This is a genomic window from Halobacillus trueperi, assembly GCF_003386945.1.
Classification (GTDB): domain Bacteria; phylum Bacillota; class Bacilli; order Bacillales; family Halobacillaceae; genus Halobacillus; species Halobacillus aidingensis.
Genome location: NZ_QUAE01000001.1, coordinates 54,022 through 69,696 on the forward strand (window position 1 = coordinate 54,022; position 15,675 = coordinate 69,696).

General features: G+C 46.6%; 17 protein-coding genes. 15 read left to right on the forward strand and 2 right to left on the reverse strand.

The genetic code is table 11. The features are described 5' to 3' along the window. Positions 1–250 precede the first annotated feature (250 nt). The 8 genes from ilvB to ilvA are packed head-to-tail and all read left to right on the forward strand — an operon-like array spanning position 251 to position 9,212. The gene (gene ilvB, locus DYE48_RS00260) at positions 251–1,966 is read left to right on the forward strand and encodes a biosynthetic-type acetolactate synthase large subunit (RefSeq protein WP_115821872.1); all 1,716 of its coding nucleotides are present in this window, start codon (positions 251–253) and stop codon (positions 1,964–1,966) included. Then, entirely contained in the window at positions 1,963–2,484 is a 522-nt protein-coding gene (ilvN, locus tag DYE48_RS00265; RefSeq protein WP_089654003.1) for an acetolactate synthase small subunit, read from the forward strand. The genes ilvB and ilvN overlap by 4 nt, the downstream gene beginning before the upstream one ends. Before the next feature lie 24 nt (positions 2,485–2,508). Then, on the forward strand, positions 2,509–3,540 hold the full coding sequence (ilvC, locus tag DYE48_RS00270) for a ketol-acid reductoisomerase (protein ID WP_089654004.1): 1,032 nt from the start codon (positions 2,509–2,511) through the stop codon (positions 3,538–3,540). Next, positions 3,527–5,071, forward strand: a complete 1,545-nt coding sequence (locus DYE48_RS00275; protein WP_115821873.1) for a 2-isopropylmalate synthase — start codon at positions 3,527–3,529, stop codon at positions 5,069–5,071. Before ilvC ends, DYE48_RS00275 begins: the two co-directional genes overlap by 14 nt. Before the next feature lie 16 nt (positions 5,072–5,087). Further along, complete coding sequence (leuB, locus tag DYE48_RS00280) at positions 5,088–6,194, forward strand: 3-isopropylmalate dehydrogenase (RefSeq protein ID WP_089654006.1); 1,107 nt, start codon at positions 5,088–5,090, stop codon at positions 6,192–6,194. Between the two features lie 21 nt (positions 6,195–6,215). Further along, the gene (gene leuC, locus DYE48_RS00285; protein ID WP_089654007.1) at positions 6,216–7,628 is read left to right on the forward strand and encodes a 3-isopropylmalate dehydratase large subunit; all 1,413 of its coding nucleotides are present in this window, start codon (positions 6,216–6,218) and stop codon (positions 7,626–7,628) included. A gap of 4 nt (positions 7,629–7,632) precedes the next feature. After that, positions 7,633–8,238 carry a 3-isopropylmalate dehydratase small subunit gene (gene leuD, locus DYE48_RS00290; RefSeq protein WP_115821874.1) on the forward strand — a complete coding sequence of 202 codons (606 nt, stop codon included), beginning with the start codon at positions 7,633–7,635 and terminating at the stop codon, positions 8,236–8,238. A gap of 14 nt (positions 8,239–8,252) precedes the next feature. Then, a complete protein-coding gene (ilvA, locus tag DYE48_RS00295; RefSeq protein WP_089654009.1) occupies positions 8,253–9,212 on the forward strand; it encodes a threonine ammonia-lyase in 960 nt (319 codons plus the stop codon). A 372-nt stretch (positions 9,213–9,584) separates the two neighbouring features. Here ilvA and DYE48_RS00300 read toward each other — a convergent pair whose 3' ends face one another. Continuing rightward, the gene (locus DYE48_RS00300; RefSeq protein ID WP_115821875.1) at positions 9,585–10,394 is read right to left on the reverse strand and encodes an alpha/beta fold hydrolase; all 810 of its coding nucleotides are present in this window, start codon (positions 10,392–10,394) and stop codon (positions 9,585–9,587) included. A 143-nt stretch (positions 10,395–10,537) separates the two neighbouring features. On the opposite strand from DYE48_RS00300, the gene DYE48_RS00305 reads away from it, so the two are divergent. From DYE48_RS00305 to DYE48_RS00335, 7 genes are all read left to right on the forward strand, one after another. Next, a complete protein-coding gene (locus DYE48_RS00305) occupies positions 10,538–10,978 on the forward strand; it encodes a GNAT family N-acetyltransferase (RefSeq protein WP_115821876.1) in 441 nt (146 codons plus the stop codon). Between the two features lie 339 nt (positions 10,979–11,317). After that, entirely contained in the window at positions 11,318–12,460 is a 1,143-nt protein-coding gene (locus tag DYE48_RS00310) for a D-alanyl-D-alanine carboxypeptidase family protein (RefSeq protein ID WP_115821877.1), read from the forward strand. Positions 12,461–12,607: 147 nt separating this feature from the next. After that, complete coding sequence (locus DYE48_RS00315; protein ID WP_115821878.1) at positions 12,608–13,033, forward strand: DUF1801 domain-containing protein; 426 nt, start codon at positions 12,608–12,610, stop codon at positions 13,031–13,033. Between the two features lie 3 nt (positions 13,034–13,036). Beyond that, positions 13,037–13,480, forward strand: coding sequence for a GNAT family N-acetyltransferase (locus tag DYE48_RS00320; RefSeq protein ID WP_115821879.1), 444 nt, complete (start codon positions 13,037–13,039; stop codon positions 13,478–13,480). Continuing rightward, positions 13,477–14,169 (forward strand): HAD family hydrolase, encoded by a 693-nt coding sequence (locus tag DYE48_RS00325; RefSeq protein WP_115821880.1) that lies wholly within the window; start codon positions 13,477–13,479, stop codon positions 14,167–14,169. The genes DYE48_RS00320 and DYE48_RS00325 overlap by 4 nt, the downstream gene beginning before the upstream one ends. Beyond that, positions 14,154–14,540 carry a VOC family protein gene (locus DYE48_RS00330; RefSeq protein ID WP_115821881.1) on the forward strand — a complete coding sequence of 129 codons (387 nt, stop codon included), beginning with the start codon at positions 14,154–14,156 and terminating at the stop codon, positions 14,538–14,540. The genes DYE48_RS00325 and DYE48_RS00330 overlap by 16 nt, the downstream gene beginning before the upstream one ends. A gap of 57 nt (positions 14,541–14,597) precedes the next feature. After that, positions 14,598–15,125: a GNAT family N-acetyltransferase gene (locus tag DYE48_RS00335; protein ID WP_115821882.1), complete on the forward strand. Its 528-nt coding sequence runs from the start codon at positions 14,598–14,600 to the stop codon at positions 15,123–15,125. A 195-nt stretch (positions 15,126–15,320) separates the two neighbouring features. Here the strand turns inward: DYE48_RS00335 and DYE48_RS00340 are convergent, their stop codons facing one another. Further along, on the reverse strand, positions 15,321–15,623 hold the full coding sequence (locus DYE48_RS00340; protein ID WP_115821883.1) for a hypothetical protein: 303 nt from the start codon (positions 15,621–15,623) through the stop codon (positions 15,321–15,323). Between the last annotated feature and the right edge of the window lie 52 nt (positions 15,624–15,675).

Below are 15,675 nucleotides of genomic sequence, written 5' to 3' on the forward strand. Positions count from 1 at the left end.
ACCTGTTATCAAAAGGGGTTCATATTTTGGATCCCATGAGGTGGAGCTTGTTATAGAGCTTCACGAATGAGGGTGGTACCGTGGAAGTAAAGAGAGACCTTTTCACCCCTCACATTCTTACGACACTGTTGTTGTGTTGCAGGAATTTGAGGAGGAAGAAGGTCTCTTTTTTGTTCGAAAGGCGAAAGGTTTGAAGCGGAAAAACATCCGCTTTTCATAAAAGATATGTTCAACACAGGAGGGATGAAAAATGAAGGCACAGGCAAGTGCGGAACAAGAGACCGCGACAAAGACAGGAGCCGATTTGCTCGTAGAAGCTTTAATCGGTCAAGGTGTCGAAACGTTATTCGGATATCCAGGTGGCGCGGTTTTACCAATTTATGATGCGATTTACCGGGCGGAAGGCAGCTTTGATCATATTCTTCCAAGACATGAACAAGGTGCGATTCACGCAGCGGAAGGATATGCAAGGGTTTCAGGAAAAGCCGGAGTCGTAATCGGGACATCAGGACCAGGAGCAACAAACTTAGTTACTGGTATTGCGGATGCGATGATGGACTCCATTCCACTCGTTATTTTTACCGGTCAGGTAGCGAAAGGCGTCATCGGAACGGATGCGTTCCAAGAATCAGACATCATGGGGATCACGACGCCGATTACTAAACACAATTATCAAGTCCAGGAAATTGAGGACCTGCCGAGAATTGTTAATGAAGCTTTTCATATTGCGACGACAGGAAGACCAGGGCCGGTCGTTGTGGATATTCCCAAAGACATCAGTTCAACGGTTTACGCAAAGGAAGTGAAGAGTGATTTTCATTTGCCGGGCTATCAGCCGACCGTCAAGCCGAATCCACTTCAGGTCAGCAAACTGCACGACGCTCTTGTGGAAGCGAAAAAACCGGTGGTACTTGCAGGATCCGGTGTCATTCATGCAGGTGCTTCGGAGGAGTTAAAAACGTTCGTCCAAAACTATCAACTGCCGGTTACGACTACGCTTCTCGGGCTTGGCAGTTACCCGGGCACCTGTGATTTGTCCCTCGGAATGGCTGGGATGCATGGGACGTATTCCGCAAACACCGCCCTTTATGAATGCGATCTGCTGATTAATATCGGTTCTCGCTTTGATGACAGACTGACGGGTAATCTTAAGCACTTCGCACCGAACGCGATGGTCGCCCATATTGATATCGACCCTGCTGAGATTGGAAAAAACATTCCGACGCACATTCCTATCGTATCGGATGCCAAAGCAGCGCTGGAAGCTTTGAATGCCAAGACTGTGAAAGGGCTGCACCACCAGGGATGGATGGATGCGATCAGCCAAAACAAAATCGATTATCCACTCTGGCATGATCAGCCGGATGAACTCATCGTCCCTCAATGGCTCATGCAGAAAGTCTATGAATACACAAGTGGAGAAGCGGTCGTTACGACAGACGTCGGGCAGCATCAAATGTGGGCGGCCCAATACTATCAATTTGACCGGCCAAACCGCTGGGTCACTTCTGGCGGCCTTGGAACGATGGGCTACGGGTTCCCGGCAGCAATCGGAGCACAGCTGGCCGACATGGATTCCACCTGCGTCGCTGTTGTAGGTGACGGTGGTTTTCAAATGACACTTCAGGAACTGTCTGTTCTACAAGAACGGAGATTGCCTGTCAAAGTGTTAATCGTCAATAACCAGGCATTAGGGATGGTAAGACAGTGGCAGGAAAAGTTTTATAGTGAAAGATACTCAGAATCAATCATCGATGTGCAGCCGGACTTTGTGAAACTAGCGGAAAGCTACCAAGTTCCCGGCTATAAGATTGAAACCCAGGAAGAACTTTTGGAAGTATTGCCGAAAGTACTGGGGGATGATCAGCCGGCGGTCATCGATTGCCGCGTCCTTCAAAAAGAGAATGTCTATCCGATGATTGCACCAGGAAAAGGATTACACGAAATGATTGGGGTGAAACGATGAAGCGAATCGTCACAGCTACCGTTCATAATCGAAGCGGGGTGCTGAACCGAGTGACTGGATTACTTGCCAAAAGGCAATTCAACATTGAAAGTATTTCCGTCGGGCGGACAGAGACGGAAGGCGTCTCAAAGATGACGTTCGTCGTGGAAGTCGAAGATGACCGTAAGCTCGAGCAGCTCACCAAACAACTGAACAAACAAATTGATGTTTTGAAAGTGTCAGACATCACAGACAAAGCAATAGTCGCCCGGGAGCTAGCGATGGTGAAAGTGATAAGCAACCCACAGATCCGCAGCGAAATCCAGGGCATCATCGAACCGTTCCGTGCATCAATTATTGATGTCAGTAAAGAAAGCGTCACGGTTCAGGTGACAGGTAAATCAGATAAAGTCGATGCGCTCATCGATCTATTAAGGCCTTATGGCATAAAAGAACTTGCCAGAACAGGCTTAACCGCATTCACCCGCGGTCATCAGCCGCAAGTAGCAGAATTTAAATCTTACTCTCTATTAAAATAATTTCCCGAAAGGATGGATGTAAAAATGGCACACGTATACTATCACAACGATATTAAAGACGAGGTACTAAAAAATAAGAAGGTCGCTGTTGTAGGTTATGGATCCCAAGGTCATGCACACGCTCAAAACTTGAAGGAAAGCGGCCATAACGTCGTTGTTGGTCTTCGTAAAGGAAAGTCCTGGGATAAAGCGGAACAAGACGGGTTGGAAGTGAAAAATGTCGCAGATGCTGTAGCAGAATCCGATGTTGTCATGGTTCTTCTTCCGGATGAGTATCAGCCGAAAGTGTATGAAGAATCCATCAAACCGAACTTGAAGTCCGGCGCAGCTCTTGCTTTCGCTCATGGGTTCAATGTTCACTTCAACCAGGTTGTTCCTCCATCAGACGTGGATGTATTCCTTGTCGCGCCAAAAGGACCGGGACACCTTGTCCGCCGTACGTTTGAAGAAGGCGCTGGTGTACCTGCACTGATCGGTGTTGAACAGGACGTCACTGGGGAAGCGAAAGAGATCGCTCTTGCTTATGCGAAAGGAATCGGCGGCGGCCGTGCAGGGGTTCTTGAAACATCCTTCCAGGAAGAAACAGAAACCGATCTATTCGGTGAGCAGGCCGTCCTTTGCGGTGGACTTTCAAGCCTTGTAAAAGCTGGTTTCGAAACGTTGACAGAAGCTGGCTATCAGCCGGAAGTGGCGTACTTTGAATGTATGCACGAGCTCAAATTGATCGTTGACTTGATGTACGAAGGCGGACTTGAAGGCATGCGTTACTCCATCTCTGATACAGCCCAGTGGGGTGACTTCGTATCCGGCCCACGCGTCGTTGATGAGAGTACGAAAGCTCGCATGAAAGATGTACTGACAGACATCCAAACAGGGAAGTTTGCCAAAGGATGGATCCTTGAGAACCAGGTGAACCGTCCAGAGTTCAACGCCATTAATTCCCGTGAAAACAATCATCAAATCGAGAAGGTGGGTAGAGAGCTCCGTGAACTGATGCCGTTCGTCAAGAAGTCCCAATCCAAAGAAAAGGATGTGGTCACACATGGCTCACGTTAACGTTTTCGACACAACCTTGAGAGACGGAGAACAATCCGCTGGTGTCAATTTGGATCGTTTGGAAAAAGTGGAAATTGCCAAACAGCTGGAACGTTTAGGTGTAGATATTATGGAGGCGGGTTTTCCCGCTTCCTCTCAAGCCGATTTTGAAGCGGTCAAAGAGATCGCTGATACCGTCCGCGGTTGTTCGGTCACAGGCTTAGCGCGAGCTAACAAACGTGACATTGACATTGCGTGGGAAGCATTGAAAGGCGGAGCGGAGCCGAGGCTGCACGTATTCATCGCTACCTCCCCGATTCATATGACACACAAGCTGAAGAAGACACCGGATGAGGTGGTAGAAAAAGCTGTGGAAATGGTCGCCTATGCGAAGGAGAAATTTCCATACGTCCAGTTTTCCGCGGAAGATGCGCTCAGGTCCGATCAAGACTTTCTCGTACACATTATCGAAAAAGTGATTGACGCTGGAGCGAGTGTCATCAACCTTCCGGATACCGTAGGGTTCACAACTCCTGACGAAATCGGCCGGCTTTTCCGATATGTAAGAGAGAACGTTCCGAACATCGACAAGGCGATTTTGTCTACGCACAATCATGATGATTTGGGAATGGCTGTAAGCAACTCCCTCGCTGCGATTGAAAACGGAGCAAGGCAAATCGAAGGGACGATCAATGGCATTGGCGAGCGTGCCGGAAACGCAGCGCTTGAGGAAATCGCTGTCGCATTGAAGATCCGCCAAGATCGTTTTGATTTTGAAACAGGCCTTGTTTTGAAAGAAATCAAGCGGACCAGTGATCTCGTCAGCCGCCTGACAGGGATGCAGGTGCCAGGCAACAAAGCCGTTGTAGGACGCAACGCTTTTGCCCATGAATCCGGGATCCATCAGGACGGCATGTTGAAGGAGTCGACAACCTATGAAATTATCACCCCAGCGATGGTTGGCATCGATTCCAATCGAATGGTGTTAGGGAAACATTCCGGACGGCATGCGTTCAAACAAAAAGCGGAAGAACTTGGGTTCGAACTCAGCGAAAACAAGCTGAAGGAAGCTTTTGAATCATTTAAGACACTGACAGGCAAGAAGAAAGAAGTGACGGATGATGATCTATTCGCCATTTTGACAGACACTCAGACGGAAGACGAAGATCAGCCTAAATACGAGTTGAAAGCCTTCCAGGTTCAATACGGCAGCATCAACCGTCCGACAGCGACCGTTCTTCTGACACGTCCGGATGGAGAAGAAGTGGAGAAGGCCAATACCGGGGAAGGAAGCGTCGAAGCGATCTATAACACGCTGGATGACTTGATTGATGCCGATGTTCATCTGCAGGATTATCAATTGAGTTCGATTGGTAAAGGGCGCGACGCTTTAGCAGAGGTCCACGTTCAGTTGACCGTCGATGGGATCAAAGCGTCCGGCCGAGGATCTGCCCAGGATGTCCTGGAAGCCTCCGCTCATGCCTTCTTGAACGCTGTAAACCGCACATTATATAGAAGCAAATTGGAGAATTATCAAAAAGTGCAAGTATAACTAAAGGGGGATGCACATGGAAAAACATATCGTACTTTTGCCAGGAGACGGGATCGGTCCAGAAGTGACTAAAGCCGCTAAAAACGTGTTGCAGTCGGTCGCGGATCGATTTCAGCACACCTTCACTTTTGAGAGTCATGACATCGGAGGAGTGGCGATCGACAATCACGAAACGCCCCTCCCGGAGGATACGGTCGAAGCAGCAAGAAAAGCGGATGCCATCTTCCTTGGAGCGGTCGGTGGACCGAAATGGGATCAGCTTCCCGGTCATATGAGGCCGGAAAAAGGGCTGCTTGGGATCCGCAAACAACTCGGCTTGTTTGCGAATCTCCGTCCTGTCAAAGCGTTTCAACAGTTGCTCCATGCATCACCTTTGAAACACGAGGTCGTCGCGGCAAGCGATCTATTGATCGTACGTGAGTTGACTGGCGGGTTGTACTTTGGAGAACCGAGAGAACGACGCAACAACGGTAAAGCTGTCGTCGATACGCTGGCATACGAACGTCGTGAGATTGAAAGAATCGTAGAGCAGGCTTTCCAAAGTGCACAGGTGCGAAGGAAGCAGCTTACTTCAGTTGATAAAGCGAATGTTCTCGAATCGAGCCGTATGTGGCGGGAAGTCGTCGAGGAGAAAAAGGAGAAGTACCCGGATGTAAGGGTGGAACATATGCTTGTGGATGCCGCTGCGATGAAGCTTGTTACGAATCCTTCTTACTTTGATGTCATCGTGACAGAAAACATGTTCGGGGACATCTTGAGTGATGAAGCGTCTGTACTGACAGGATCACTCGGTATGCTGCCATCCGCCAGCTTAAACGAAACAGGTGTCGGACTTTATGAACCGGTTCACGGTTCTGCCCCAGATATCGCAGGGGAAGATAAAGCGAATCCACTCGCAAGTATTCTATCTGTTGCCATGATGCTCAAGCATTCATTCGGCATGGAAGAAGAAGCAGAACAGGTGGAAGCGGCTGTGCAGGAAGTGTTGGACGAAGGCTACCATACCGCAGACATCGATCTCGTAGGTGGTACTGTCGTCAGTGGAAGTGAATTGGCCCGAAGAGTGGTTGATCAAATCAGCACAAGTGATACAACAGAAAATATCATGCGTTGTTACGTATAAACACGAAGGGAGCGGAACGGAATGAGTCATCCAAAAACCATTGTAGAAAAAATTTGGGATCAGCATGTCGTCCATGAAGAAGAAGGGAAGCCGAACCTCCTCTACATCGACCTGCATCTGATTCATGAGGTGACCTCTCCCCAGGCGTTTGAAGGATTGCGAATGGCCGGAAGGAAAGTGAGAAGACCGGATCGTACGTATGCGACGATGGACCATAACGTCCCGACTATCCATCGTAACGTCATTAAAGATGAAGTTTCCAAAAAGCAGATGGAGACTTTGAAGGCAAACTGTGAAGAGTTCGGCGTCCGCCTCGCGGACATCAACCACCCGGATCAAGGGATCGTTCACGTCATCGGACCGGAACTTGGTCTGACACAGCCGGGTAAAACAATCGTTTGCGGGGATAGCCATACCTCTACACACGGCGCTTTTGGAGCATTGGCATTTGGAATCGGAACGAGTGAAGTGGAGCACGTGCTTGCCACCCAATCCTTATGGCAGGCACCTCCGAAAACTCTTCAAGTCAACGTCGATGGGGTGCTTGGAACAGGCGTCACAGCGAAGGACTTAATCCTCGCGATCATTGGTAAATACGGGGTCCGCTTCGGTACAGGTCATGTCATCGAGTACACCGGGGAGGCTGTCCGTAATCTTTCGATGGAGGAACGGATGACGGTATGCAACATGTCCATTGAAGCAGGAGCAAGAGCCGGGTTGATCAGTCCTGATGCAACGACGATCGACTACATGCGGGGCAAGCGCTATGTACCGGAAGGAGAAGCTTTTGATGAAGCGGCTGAACAGTGGCTCGCTTTAGCTTCCGATGAAGGAGCAGAATATGACCAGACGCTTACGATTCATGCGGATGAAATTGAACCGCAGGTCACATGGGGAACGAACCCTTCTCAATGTGTTCCTGTCGGCGGTCGTGTACCCGATCCAGAATCGGTGGAAGATGATCGTGACGGTATTGAACGAGCGATTGAGTATATGGGTCTTGAAGCGAACCAGAGTATTGAATCAATCCCTGTCGAGCACGTGTTCATCGGTTCCTGCACAAACTCCAGGTTGAGCGATTTGCGTAAAGCGGCAGAAATCGTTCGTGGAGGCCGGGTCCATGAAGGAGTAAGAGCTCTTGTCGTCCCTGGTTCTAAATCTGTGAAAGATGCAGCAGAAGCGGAAGGGCTGGATACGATATTCTTGACCGCAGGATTTGAATGGCGCGATGCCGGCTGCAGCATGTGTCTTGCGATGAACGATGACATCGTCCCACCTGGGGAACGCTGTGCTTCCACTTCCAACCGGAACTTCGAGGGGCGTCAGGGAAATGGTGCCCGTACCCATCTCGTCAGTCCGGAAATGGCAGCAGCGGCTGCATTGGAAGGTCATTTTGTCGATGTCAGAAAATACGCCAGTACAGTAGGAGGGTGAAGAGATGGAACCGATCAAACAACACAGTGGTCTGGTCTACCCATTGGATCGATCGAATGTCGATACCGACCAGATCATTCCGAAGCAATTTTTGAAAAGGATTGAACGACAGGGATTCGGCCAGTTTCTCTTCTACAACTGGCGATTCGACGAGGATGGAACACTACGGGAAGATTTCTCTTTAAATGACCCCAAGTATGATGGTGCTTCTGTTCTTGTCGGCGGTGAAAACTTCGGGTGCGGTTCCTCCAGGGAACACGCACCATGGGCGATTCAGGACTATGGCTTTAAAGTGGTTATTGCCCCGAGTTTCGCCGACATTTTTTACAACAACTGCTTCAAAAACGGAATCCTTCCGATTCAGTTACCGAAGCCGGTTGTGGATCAGCTGATGGAAAAGGCTACGAAAGAAAAGTATGAAGTGAAGGTCGATTTGGAAAAGCAGATCATTGATGACGGGGACTTAGAAGTGTCCTTCGACATCCAGTCCTACCATAAAGAAATGCTTTTGAATGGCTGGGACGAAATTGCCGTCACTTTGACGTATGAAGACAAAATCGACCAGTACGAAAAACAAAACAAAGGAGTGAAGACGTTGGGGATTTCTTAACGCTAGCTAAAGTCATGGATGCACAGGAACAGTTGCAGGAGGTGGTGCACCGCACCCCGCTGCAAACATCAACAACCTTCAATGAAAAAACCGGACAGCACGTCTATTTGAAGATGGAGAATCAGCAGAAAACAGGTGCTTTCAAAGTGCGGGGAGCCTCCTATAAGGTGGCATGCCTGACGGAAGTAGAAGCGTCCCGCGGTGTGATCGCAGCATCTGCCGGGAACCATGCCCAGGGCGTCGCTCTTGCTGCAGCGAAGCGTGGCATCCAGGCACAAATTTTCATGCCGGAAGGAACACCGAGAGCGAAAGTAGAAGCGACACAAGGGTACGGAGCGAAAGTCGTTCTTACCGGCGAGTCCTTCCAGGAAGCTTACCAGGCCGCTTTGCTTGAGCAGGAAAGAACAGGTGCTACTTTTCTTCATCCGTTTGACGACTATGATGTGATGGCAGGACAAGCGACAGTCGCCGTTGAAATGCTGCAGCAACAGCCGGATTTGAACCGTCTGTTCGTACCGATCGGCGGTGGCGGGCTGATCGCAGGTATTGCGTTCGCAGCTAAACAGCTGAAGCCGGACATTAAAGTCATCGGTGTCCAATCAGCGAAAGCCCCTTCCATGTACAATGCTTTGTACAAAAAAGGACCTGAAAAACTGACATCTGTCTCGACAATTGCTGACGGAATCGCCGTGAAGGAAAGAGGAAGGCTCACCTACACGTGTATCCAAAAATACGTGGATCAAGTGATTACGGTGGAAGAACATGAAATCGCAAAAGCCATGCTGATGCTGCTTGAACGTGAAAAAACACTGGTTGAAGGAGCGGGAGCCACTGCGCTTGCCGGTCTCCTCAGCACGTGTGACACGTTTGAACAACAGCAATGCGGTGTTGTCTTGAGTGGAGGAAACATGGATCTATCCCGATTGCCGCTGATCCAGAAGCTAGCCAATCCGAAGAAAGTGGTCATCGCTTAAGATGCCAGCCAGGAAGAGTGTTTGTGCTCTTCCTGGCTTTTTTTGTTGGGGGTGATAGTTATAGAGGGATATAGCTGTATCATTAAAGGGTGTAAAAGTTGGCATTAGAGTTTAAGTTTGTAACTGTCTTATGAGGATTTATCAGTCGGTTTGGGACTTTTATCGGTAGCTTTTGAATATTTAACGGTGACTTTGATGGATTTATCAGTGGCTTTTAATCATTAATCAGCGAGTTCGATGCTTTTATCGGTGTAACCTCAATATTCTTCCGGAAACTTCTTAGCACCTTTGGAACTATTATTATGATCTTCGGATATTCATTCAGGGAAAAGAAAAGGAGAGCCGGCACATGTGGCCGGCTCTCCTTTTCTATTATTTCAACAATTCAAGCAGCGTTTGGTTGAATTTTTCTTTTTCATCATAAACCATTCCGTGGCCGCTGTTTTCAAAAGGGAGGAGAGTGCTGTTCGGAATTTTTTCATTCAAAATCTCTGAAAATGCATAATCACAGATTTCATCGTGTTTTCCATGAAGGAGGAGGGTAGGTACTTCAATCTGACTGACTTCCTCTCGTAAATCTTCATCTCTTAGTGACTCTGCGCAAGCAATGGTGGCGTGAGCTGATGCTTCAAGGCCGAGGCTGTGGAACCATTCTCCGAAAGGTTCCGAGATATCAGAATGGTAGAATCCTTCGCCGAAATCTTTCAATGCAGCTGGGCGGTCGCTTTGGAGCGCTTCGATCAGGCCATCGACTTCTTCTTTCTTCATGCCATGGTTGTAGCCTTCTCTTTGAGTGAAACTTGGAGCGGCCGGTCCTGCCAGAATCAACTGCGCCAATTCTTTGTTTGCAAATTTCGTAGCATAGCGGATCGCAATCGGCCCGCCCATGGAAAAACCGGTTAAATAGAAGTTTTCCAGTTGAAGGTATTCCACAACGGTTTTCACATCATGAGCAAGTGTATCGTAATCATAGCCGAAAGCCGGTTTGTCTGATTTTCCGAATCCCCGCAGGTCGATGCCGATGAAGCGGTAGCCATTTTGGGGTAATGTGTTCATTTGATATTCGAACATTTGATGGTTCAGAGGCCAGCCATGAAGGAATACGATCGGCTGTCCTTCTCCGATATCTTGTACGAATAAGTCAATATGGCGGTCATGATCCACTTCGATATAGAGTGACATTTGAATAAAAACCCCTTTTTTTATGTTATGAAGAATATTCCCGGTCTCCGCCATTTAAAACAGATCAATATTAGAAAGCTTCATCTCACTATTCTGTTTATCTTCCTTATCCCTCTATATAATAGAAAGCGGAGGTGCTGGAAATGAATCTATTATTCAAGCCGGTAACAAAAGAAAATTGGGAAACATGTGTCAGCCTGAAGGTCGATGAAAGCCAAAAAGGCTTTGTTGCTGAGAATTGGTATTCGATCATTGAAGCTTCATTTGAAAAGGAGTTTTTTCCTACTTGTATTTATGATGGCGACATGATGATTGGTTTTCTTATGTACGACCGTGATCCTGAAACGAAACGTTTGGAAGTAAGTCGTTTCATGATCGATCAAAATCATCAGGGAAAAGGGTACGGAAAAGCATCGATGACCGCTTTGCTTGCTCTTATTAAGGAAACGTATGGTCCTGTAGACTTCTACACAAGTGCAGAACCCGAGAATGAAGGTGCCATCGGGCTTTATGAATCTCTTGGTTTTGAAAGAACAGGAGAAGTCATGTGGGGCGAAGTTGTCTTGAAAGTGACAATCACATAGGAAAAAACACAAGTAAAAAGAGGGTCTCTTAATGTAGAGGCCCTCTTTTTACTGTAAAAGCTGCCTATTCCTGAGGGGCTGTTTTGGAGCTTTTGTATGGTTGGATGGTGGTTGGGAAAGCGAACCTTTTCCCGTAGGACCTTGACTTCTTCCATATTATTAAAGAAACAGCAGTTGGAAGATTTTCAGGAAATATCCAAATAGTTTACAAGGGTATTACAATTTATTTAAGAATTCGTGGGTTTTCTTCAAATTGCGACAATTATGTATATACTGATACATGGTTAAAAAGAGCGAATGTATAAGATCAATAACTGTGTACAGGGAGTCGTCATTTAAATGAAGAAACTTATGATAATCATTGTAGTTCTATATACCACGTTTTATATGAATTCAAACATAGTGATGGCCATTTCCAAACCGGATTCACCGTTGATCAATAGTGAGGCGGCCATCGTTCTTGAGGCGAATACAGGAAAAGTTTTATATGAGAAGAATGCTGAGACGAGCATGTACCCGGCCAGTTTGACGAAGATTGCAACAGCGATCTATGCCATTGAAAACGGGGACCTTAATGAGACTGTAACAGTTAGTGAAAAGGCTTATGAAACAGGAGGTTCCAGTGTATTTCTTGAAGAGGGAGACCAGGCAACCTTAAAAGAGCTCGTCCAAGGGCTGCTTTTAAACTCCGGGAATGATGCTGGTGTTGCGATTGCCGAGCATTTAAGTGGGAGTGTCGAGCAGTTCTCTGAGGACTTGAATGCTTACCTTGAAGAAAAAGCCGGTGTGGAGCAGACGGATTTCAAGAATCCTCATGGTTTGTTCGACTCGGAGCATCGGACGACAGCGAAAGACTTGGCTGAAATTACGAAGTATGCACAAGAAAATGAGACGTTCAAAGAGATTTATGGGTTAGAGACCCTGGATTGGGATGGGGAGAAGTGGGATGCTACGCTGTACACTCATCACCGTTTAATGAGAGAAGATCCGTATGAAGGTGTGACAGGTGGGAAGACAGGATATGTCCCTCAGTCTGGTTTCACGTTGGCAACGAGTGCGAGCCGGGAGAATATGGATTTGATTGTAATTACAATGAAAAGCCGCACGAAAGATTTGTCTTATGAAGATACGAAGAAGATGCTGGACTATGGATTTGAATTCTATGAAACATCGGTTTTAAAACCCAACGAAGAATTTCCAGGTGTAAAAGAAGACTATCAACTCCCTGAGGAGATTTCCTACACTCACCTAAAAGGAGATCCTGTTAACGCGGAAATGGACGGGGAAGGGATGCTTTCTGTAACCAATTCAGATGGAAAAGAGATATTTTCAGCACAGATGGAAAAGGTGAAGAAAGAAGCGAAACCTCCTGTGGAAAAGACAGAGGTCGAAAAGTCGGACTGGCAGGATTATTGGACACTATTCATTTTTCCTCGGCACTTTTGGGTCACAGAAATATACGAAGAACTTAAAGGTTCATGATAAACCTCCCCATTAGGAGGTTTATTTTTTTATGATGAAGAAAAGGAGGTTCCGTTGCAGGTGCTCCTTTTTTCTTTTGGGTTTTAAAAGGAAATGAAGGCGGGATAGTGGAACTAGTATAGAACACAGGGGAAAGGAGTGGGAGAGATGGCTTATGAACAAAAAACTAAGCAGAACGATCGTAGCGTGATTGCATTCATTGAAGAAGTGGACCATCCGAAAAAGCGGGAAGATGCCTCTCGGTTGTTGGACATTTTCACTGAAACCACAGGGTATGAAGCCAAAATGTGGGGACCGTCCATCATTGGCTTCGGTTCTTATCATTATAAATATAAGACGGGCCATGAAGGGGATGCTCCACTTGTAGGCTTTTCTCCACGCAAAGCGAATATCAGCCTTTATTTTGCAACGGGTGATCCGGCACGTGAAGAGCTTCTTGAGAAGTTCGGGAAACACAAGAGTGGAAAAGCGTGTGTGTATATCAACAAGGTGGATGACATTGATGAAGAGGTTTTAAAAGAACTCATCCTTCAATCTGTCACCTTCTTGCAGCAGACGTATACGGAGGAATAAAAGATGTATCAGTATTTCCAAGGATTGACGATTCGTGAAGGCACAAAGGGAGTACCTTCCAAACGTGCAAAACAGCTGTTTGAAGAGGTCGGATGGTCACAAGGTGTTCCTTCGTGGCAGGAAGAAAAATTTTCTCTCATCTTTGAGAACTCTACATGGGCGTTTACCGTATGGGATCAAGAAGAAATGGTAGGAATGGTTCGAGTCGTTTCTGATCAAATCATGATGGCGACGATCATGGACTTGCTCGTTTCAGAACCGTATCGTGGAAAAGGACTTGCTCATAAGCTGTTTTCTCTATGTATGGAAAAGCTGCCGCATGGGGATTGGTTTGCGCATACATCGAAAGAGAATTTCTCATTCTATGAGTCTTGTGGTTTTCAAGTAGAGGAAAACTGTTCCTTTTACGGCTATCGAAAAGCGAGAGAAGAAGGGCATCGAATATGATCAAGGCTGTTATTTTCGACTTGGACCGGACGCTTTTGGACCGCGATGCTTCTGTTGAGCATTTTATTAACGATCAATTCGCTCGATTCGAGAAGTCTCTCCATTCTGTATCAAGAGAAGCTTTCACCTCAAGATTCATTGAATTGGATGAGCAAGGGTATCGGCCTAAGGATCAAGTTTATCAACAACTTGTACATGAACTGGCTTTAGGGAAAGGCATGGAGGTAGAGCTCTATCAAGATTATCAGGACTCTTTTAAACATCATTGTATTCCTTTTCAAGGACTACAGGAAGTATTGCTGCAATTAAAAGCGAACAAATACCATCTGGGTCTCATCACAAATGGAAAAAGTCGTTTCCAAATGGACAACATGAAGGCCTTAGGCATTCAATCTTTTTTCAAAACCATCCTCATCTCAGAGTTGGAGGGGGTGAAAAAACCTGACCCGGCGATTTTTGAACGAGCGATGGAACGGATGAATCAGCCGCCCGAAGCATGTGTATATGTCGGAGATCATATGGAAAAAGATGTGCAAGCAGCAGAAAATATTGGGATGACATCCGTTTGGAAAAAGGATAGACAAGAGGAAAAATCATTGGCTCGCTATTCTATCTTTCATTTGACTGAACTCCCACCGCTTTTACAAAAGTTGAATACTAAGGAGGAACGCTCGTGTTATTCGAAGTGACCAATCAAATACGTGTCCCCGACCTTGTAGAAGGGCAGCAATGGTATGAAAAACTACTTGGGAAGAAGCCTGATTTCATCCCTCATGAAGGTTTTGTCGAGTGGGAGGTCATCCCTGGATTCTGGCTGCAGCTGGCGGAGGGAACGCCAGCTGAAAACAGTGGACCTTTCCGTATTGGCGTTACAGACCTTGAAGCGACAAAAGACTTTCTGATTGAAGAATTAGGCATTGCCCCTTTTGACATCCATTCGCGTGAAGAGGTACCCGTCAAGTGGGGGACTTTTGAAGATCCTTGGGGCAACGGGGTAGGTTTTTATGAGTATCATGATAAAAAAGAAGAGGAAGAACGCTTAAACCTTCTTTACAAATAAGCGCGATGGGGCCGCCATTAAGGGGCTCCTTTTTGACGTGAAGACTGGAGGAAAGAAATGAACATCATTCCATTGAAATATTTTGATCTTGACAATCGCATGCTGGATGCTTTTGATCGATATCAAAAAACGGACCGCGTATGGGTGTTGAAATCAGGCGTATTTAATGAAGAACGCGATTCTTTTGAAGAGGATTGGACCGAAGAAAACAAACAGACGATCATTCATCACTTTCGATTGGTGATAGAAAATGGCGGAGGCGTAGTAGCAGCTGTGAAGGAGCAGAAAGTCTACGGGTTCGCTGTCATTGAAGCGACTACTTTTGGGGAAAAAGCCATGTACCGAGAATTGTCGTACATACACGTGAGCCGGAACCTTAGAGGAACTGGGATAGGGAGATTGCTTTTCCAGAAAGCGGGAGCGGTTGCGAAAGCATTGGGAGCGGAGAAACTGTATATTGGTGCCCATCCCTCTGTCGACACCCAGAAGTTTTATCAGAAGATGGGTTGTGTGCTCGCTCAGGAAGTCAATCCTATTATTTTTTCGCGTGAACCTAGAGACATTCAACTGGAATTCCCTCTATAAAAAGACCCATACGCATGAAACTGCGTATGGGTGTAAGGTTATTTTTTGTTAAAGAACTCGAGGAAAGCATGATAGATCTCTGTTCCCTGATAAGATAAGAGAGACAAAGCTGTCAATGAGAACATACCGATCATGATCATTCTAAACCATAACATAGGTGAACCCTCCTTTGATTGTTGGCTGACTGGAGCAACATCAAAGGTATTGAATCACATAATTGGATTGATAGAATACAGGGTTCAGAAAGAATAACTTGCGAAAGGCCCTCATGGATGTTGATGTAATTTTTGTACATAAGCGTACGATCAACAGAAAACCAAACAAAGCTGGAAGGACAAACGTTTTGTCTGTTTGATCATCGTTTGAGGACGTTGTTTCAAGTAGAGTGCTTTCCTGGACGTCGCCTTTGAAATAGCCGCTTTGGTGTTCGCCGTATGTAAACGGCAATGCAAAACTGAGAAGCAGGATGACTATGAACAAGGCTGAGTGTCTTTTCATTCGGCGCACTCCCTTTGTATCTATGAATATATCCATTCTACATGATGCAGCC

Bases quoted from the DNA above. Each gene is read 5' to 3' on its own strand.
- DYE48_RS00320 (WP_115821879.1), top strand. From the start codon at position 13,037: ATGTATCAGTATTTCCAAGGATTGACGATTCGTGAAGGCACAAAGGGA.
- DYE48_RS00300 (WP_115821875.1), bottom strand. From the start codon at position 10,394: ATGTCACTCTATATCGAAGTGGATCATGACCGCCATATTGACTTATTC.
- DYE48_RS00325 (WP_115821880.1), top strand. From the start codon at position 13,477: ATGATCAAGGCTGTTATTTTCGACTTGGACCGGACGCTTTTGGACCGC.
- DYE48_RS00315 (WP_115821878.1), top strand. From the start codon at position 12,608: ATGGCTTATGAACAAAAAACTAAGCAGAACGATCGTAGCGTGATTGCA.
- DYE48_RS00335 (WP_115821882.1), top strand. From the start codon at position 14,598: ATGAACATCATTCCATTGAAATATTTTGATCTTGACAATCGCATGCTG.
- ilvC (WP_089654004.1), top strand. From the start codon at position 2,509: ATGGCACACGTATACTATCACAACGATATTAAAGACGAGGTACTAAAA.
- ilvA (WP_089654009.1), top strand. From the start codon at position 8,253: ATGGATGCACAGGAACAGTTGCAGGAGGTGGTGCACCGCACCCCGCTG.
- leuB (WP_089654006.1), top strand. From the start codon at position 5,088: ATGGAAAAACATATCGTACTTTTGCCAGGAGACGGGATCGGTCCAGAA.
- DYE48_RS00305 (WP_115821876.1), top strand. From the start codon at position 10,538: ATGAATCTATTATTCAAGCCGGTAACAAAAGAAAATTGGGAAACATGT.
- DYE48_RS00340 (WP_115821883.1), bottom strand. From the start codon at position 15,623: ATGAAAAGACACTCAGCCTTGTTCATAGTCATCCTGCTTCTCAGTTTT.
- leuC (WP_089654007.1), top strand. From the start codon at position 6,216: ATGAGTCATCCAAAAACCATTGTAGAAAAAATTTGGGATCAGCATGTC.
- leuD (WP_115821874.1), top strand. From the start codon at position 7,633: ATGGAACCGATCAAACAACACAGTGGTCTGGTCTACCCATTGGATCGA.
- ilvN (WP_089654003.1), top strand. From the start codon at position 1,963: ATGAAGCGAATCGTCACAGCTACCGTTCATAATCGAAGCGGGGTGCTG.
- DYE48_RS00275 (WP_115821873.1), top strand. From the start codon at position 3,527: ATGGCTCACGTTAACGTTTTCGACACAACCTTGAGAGACGGAGAACAA.
- DYE48_RS00310 (WP_115821877.1), top strand. From the start codon at position 11,318: ATGAAGAAACTTATGATAATCATTGTAGTTCTATATACCACGTTTTAT.
- ilvB (WP_115821872.1), top strand. From the start codon at position 251: ATGAAGGCACAGGCAAGTGCGGAACAAGAGACCGCGACAAAGACAGGA.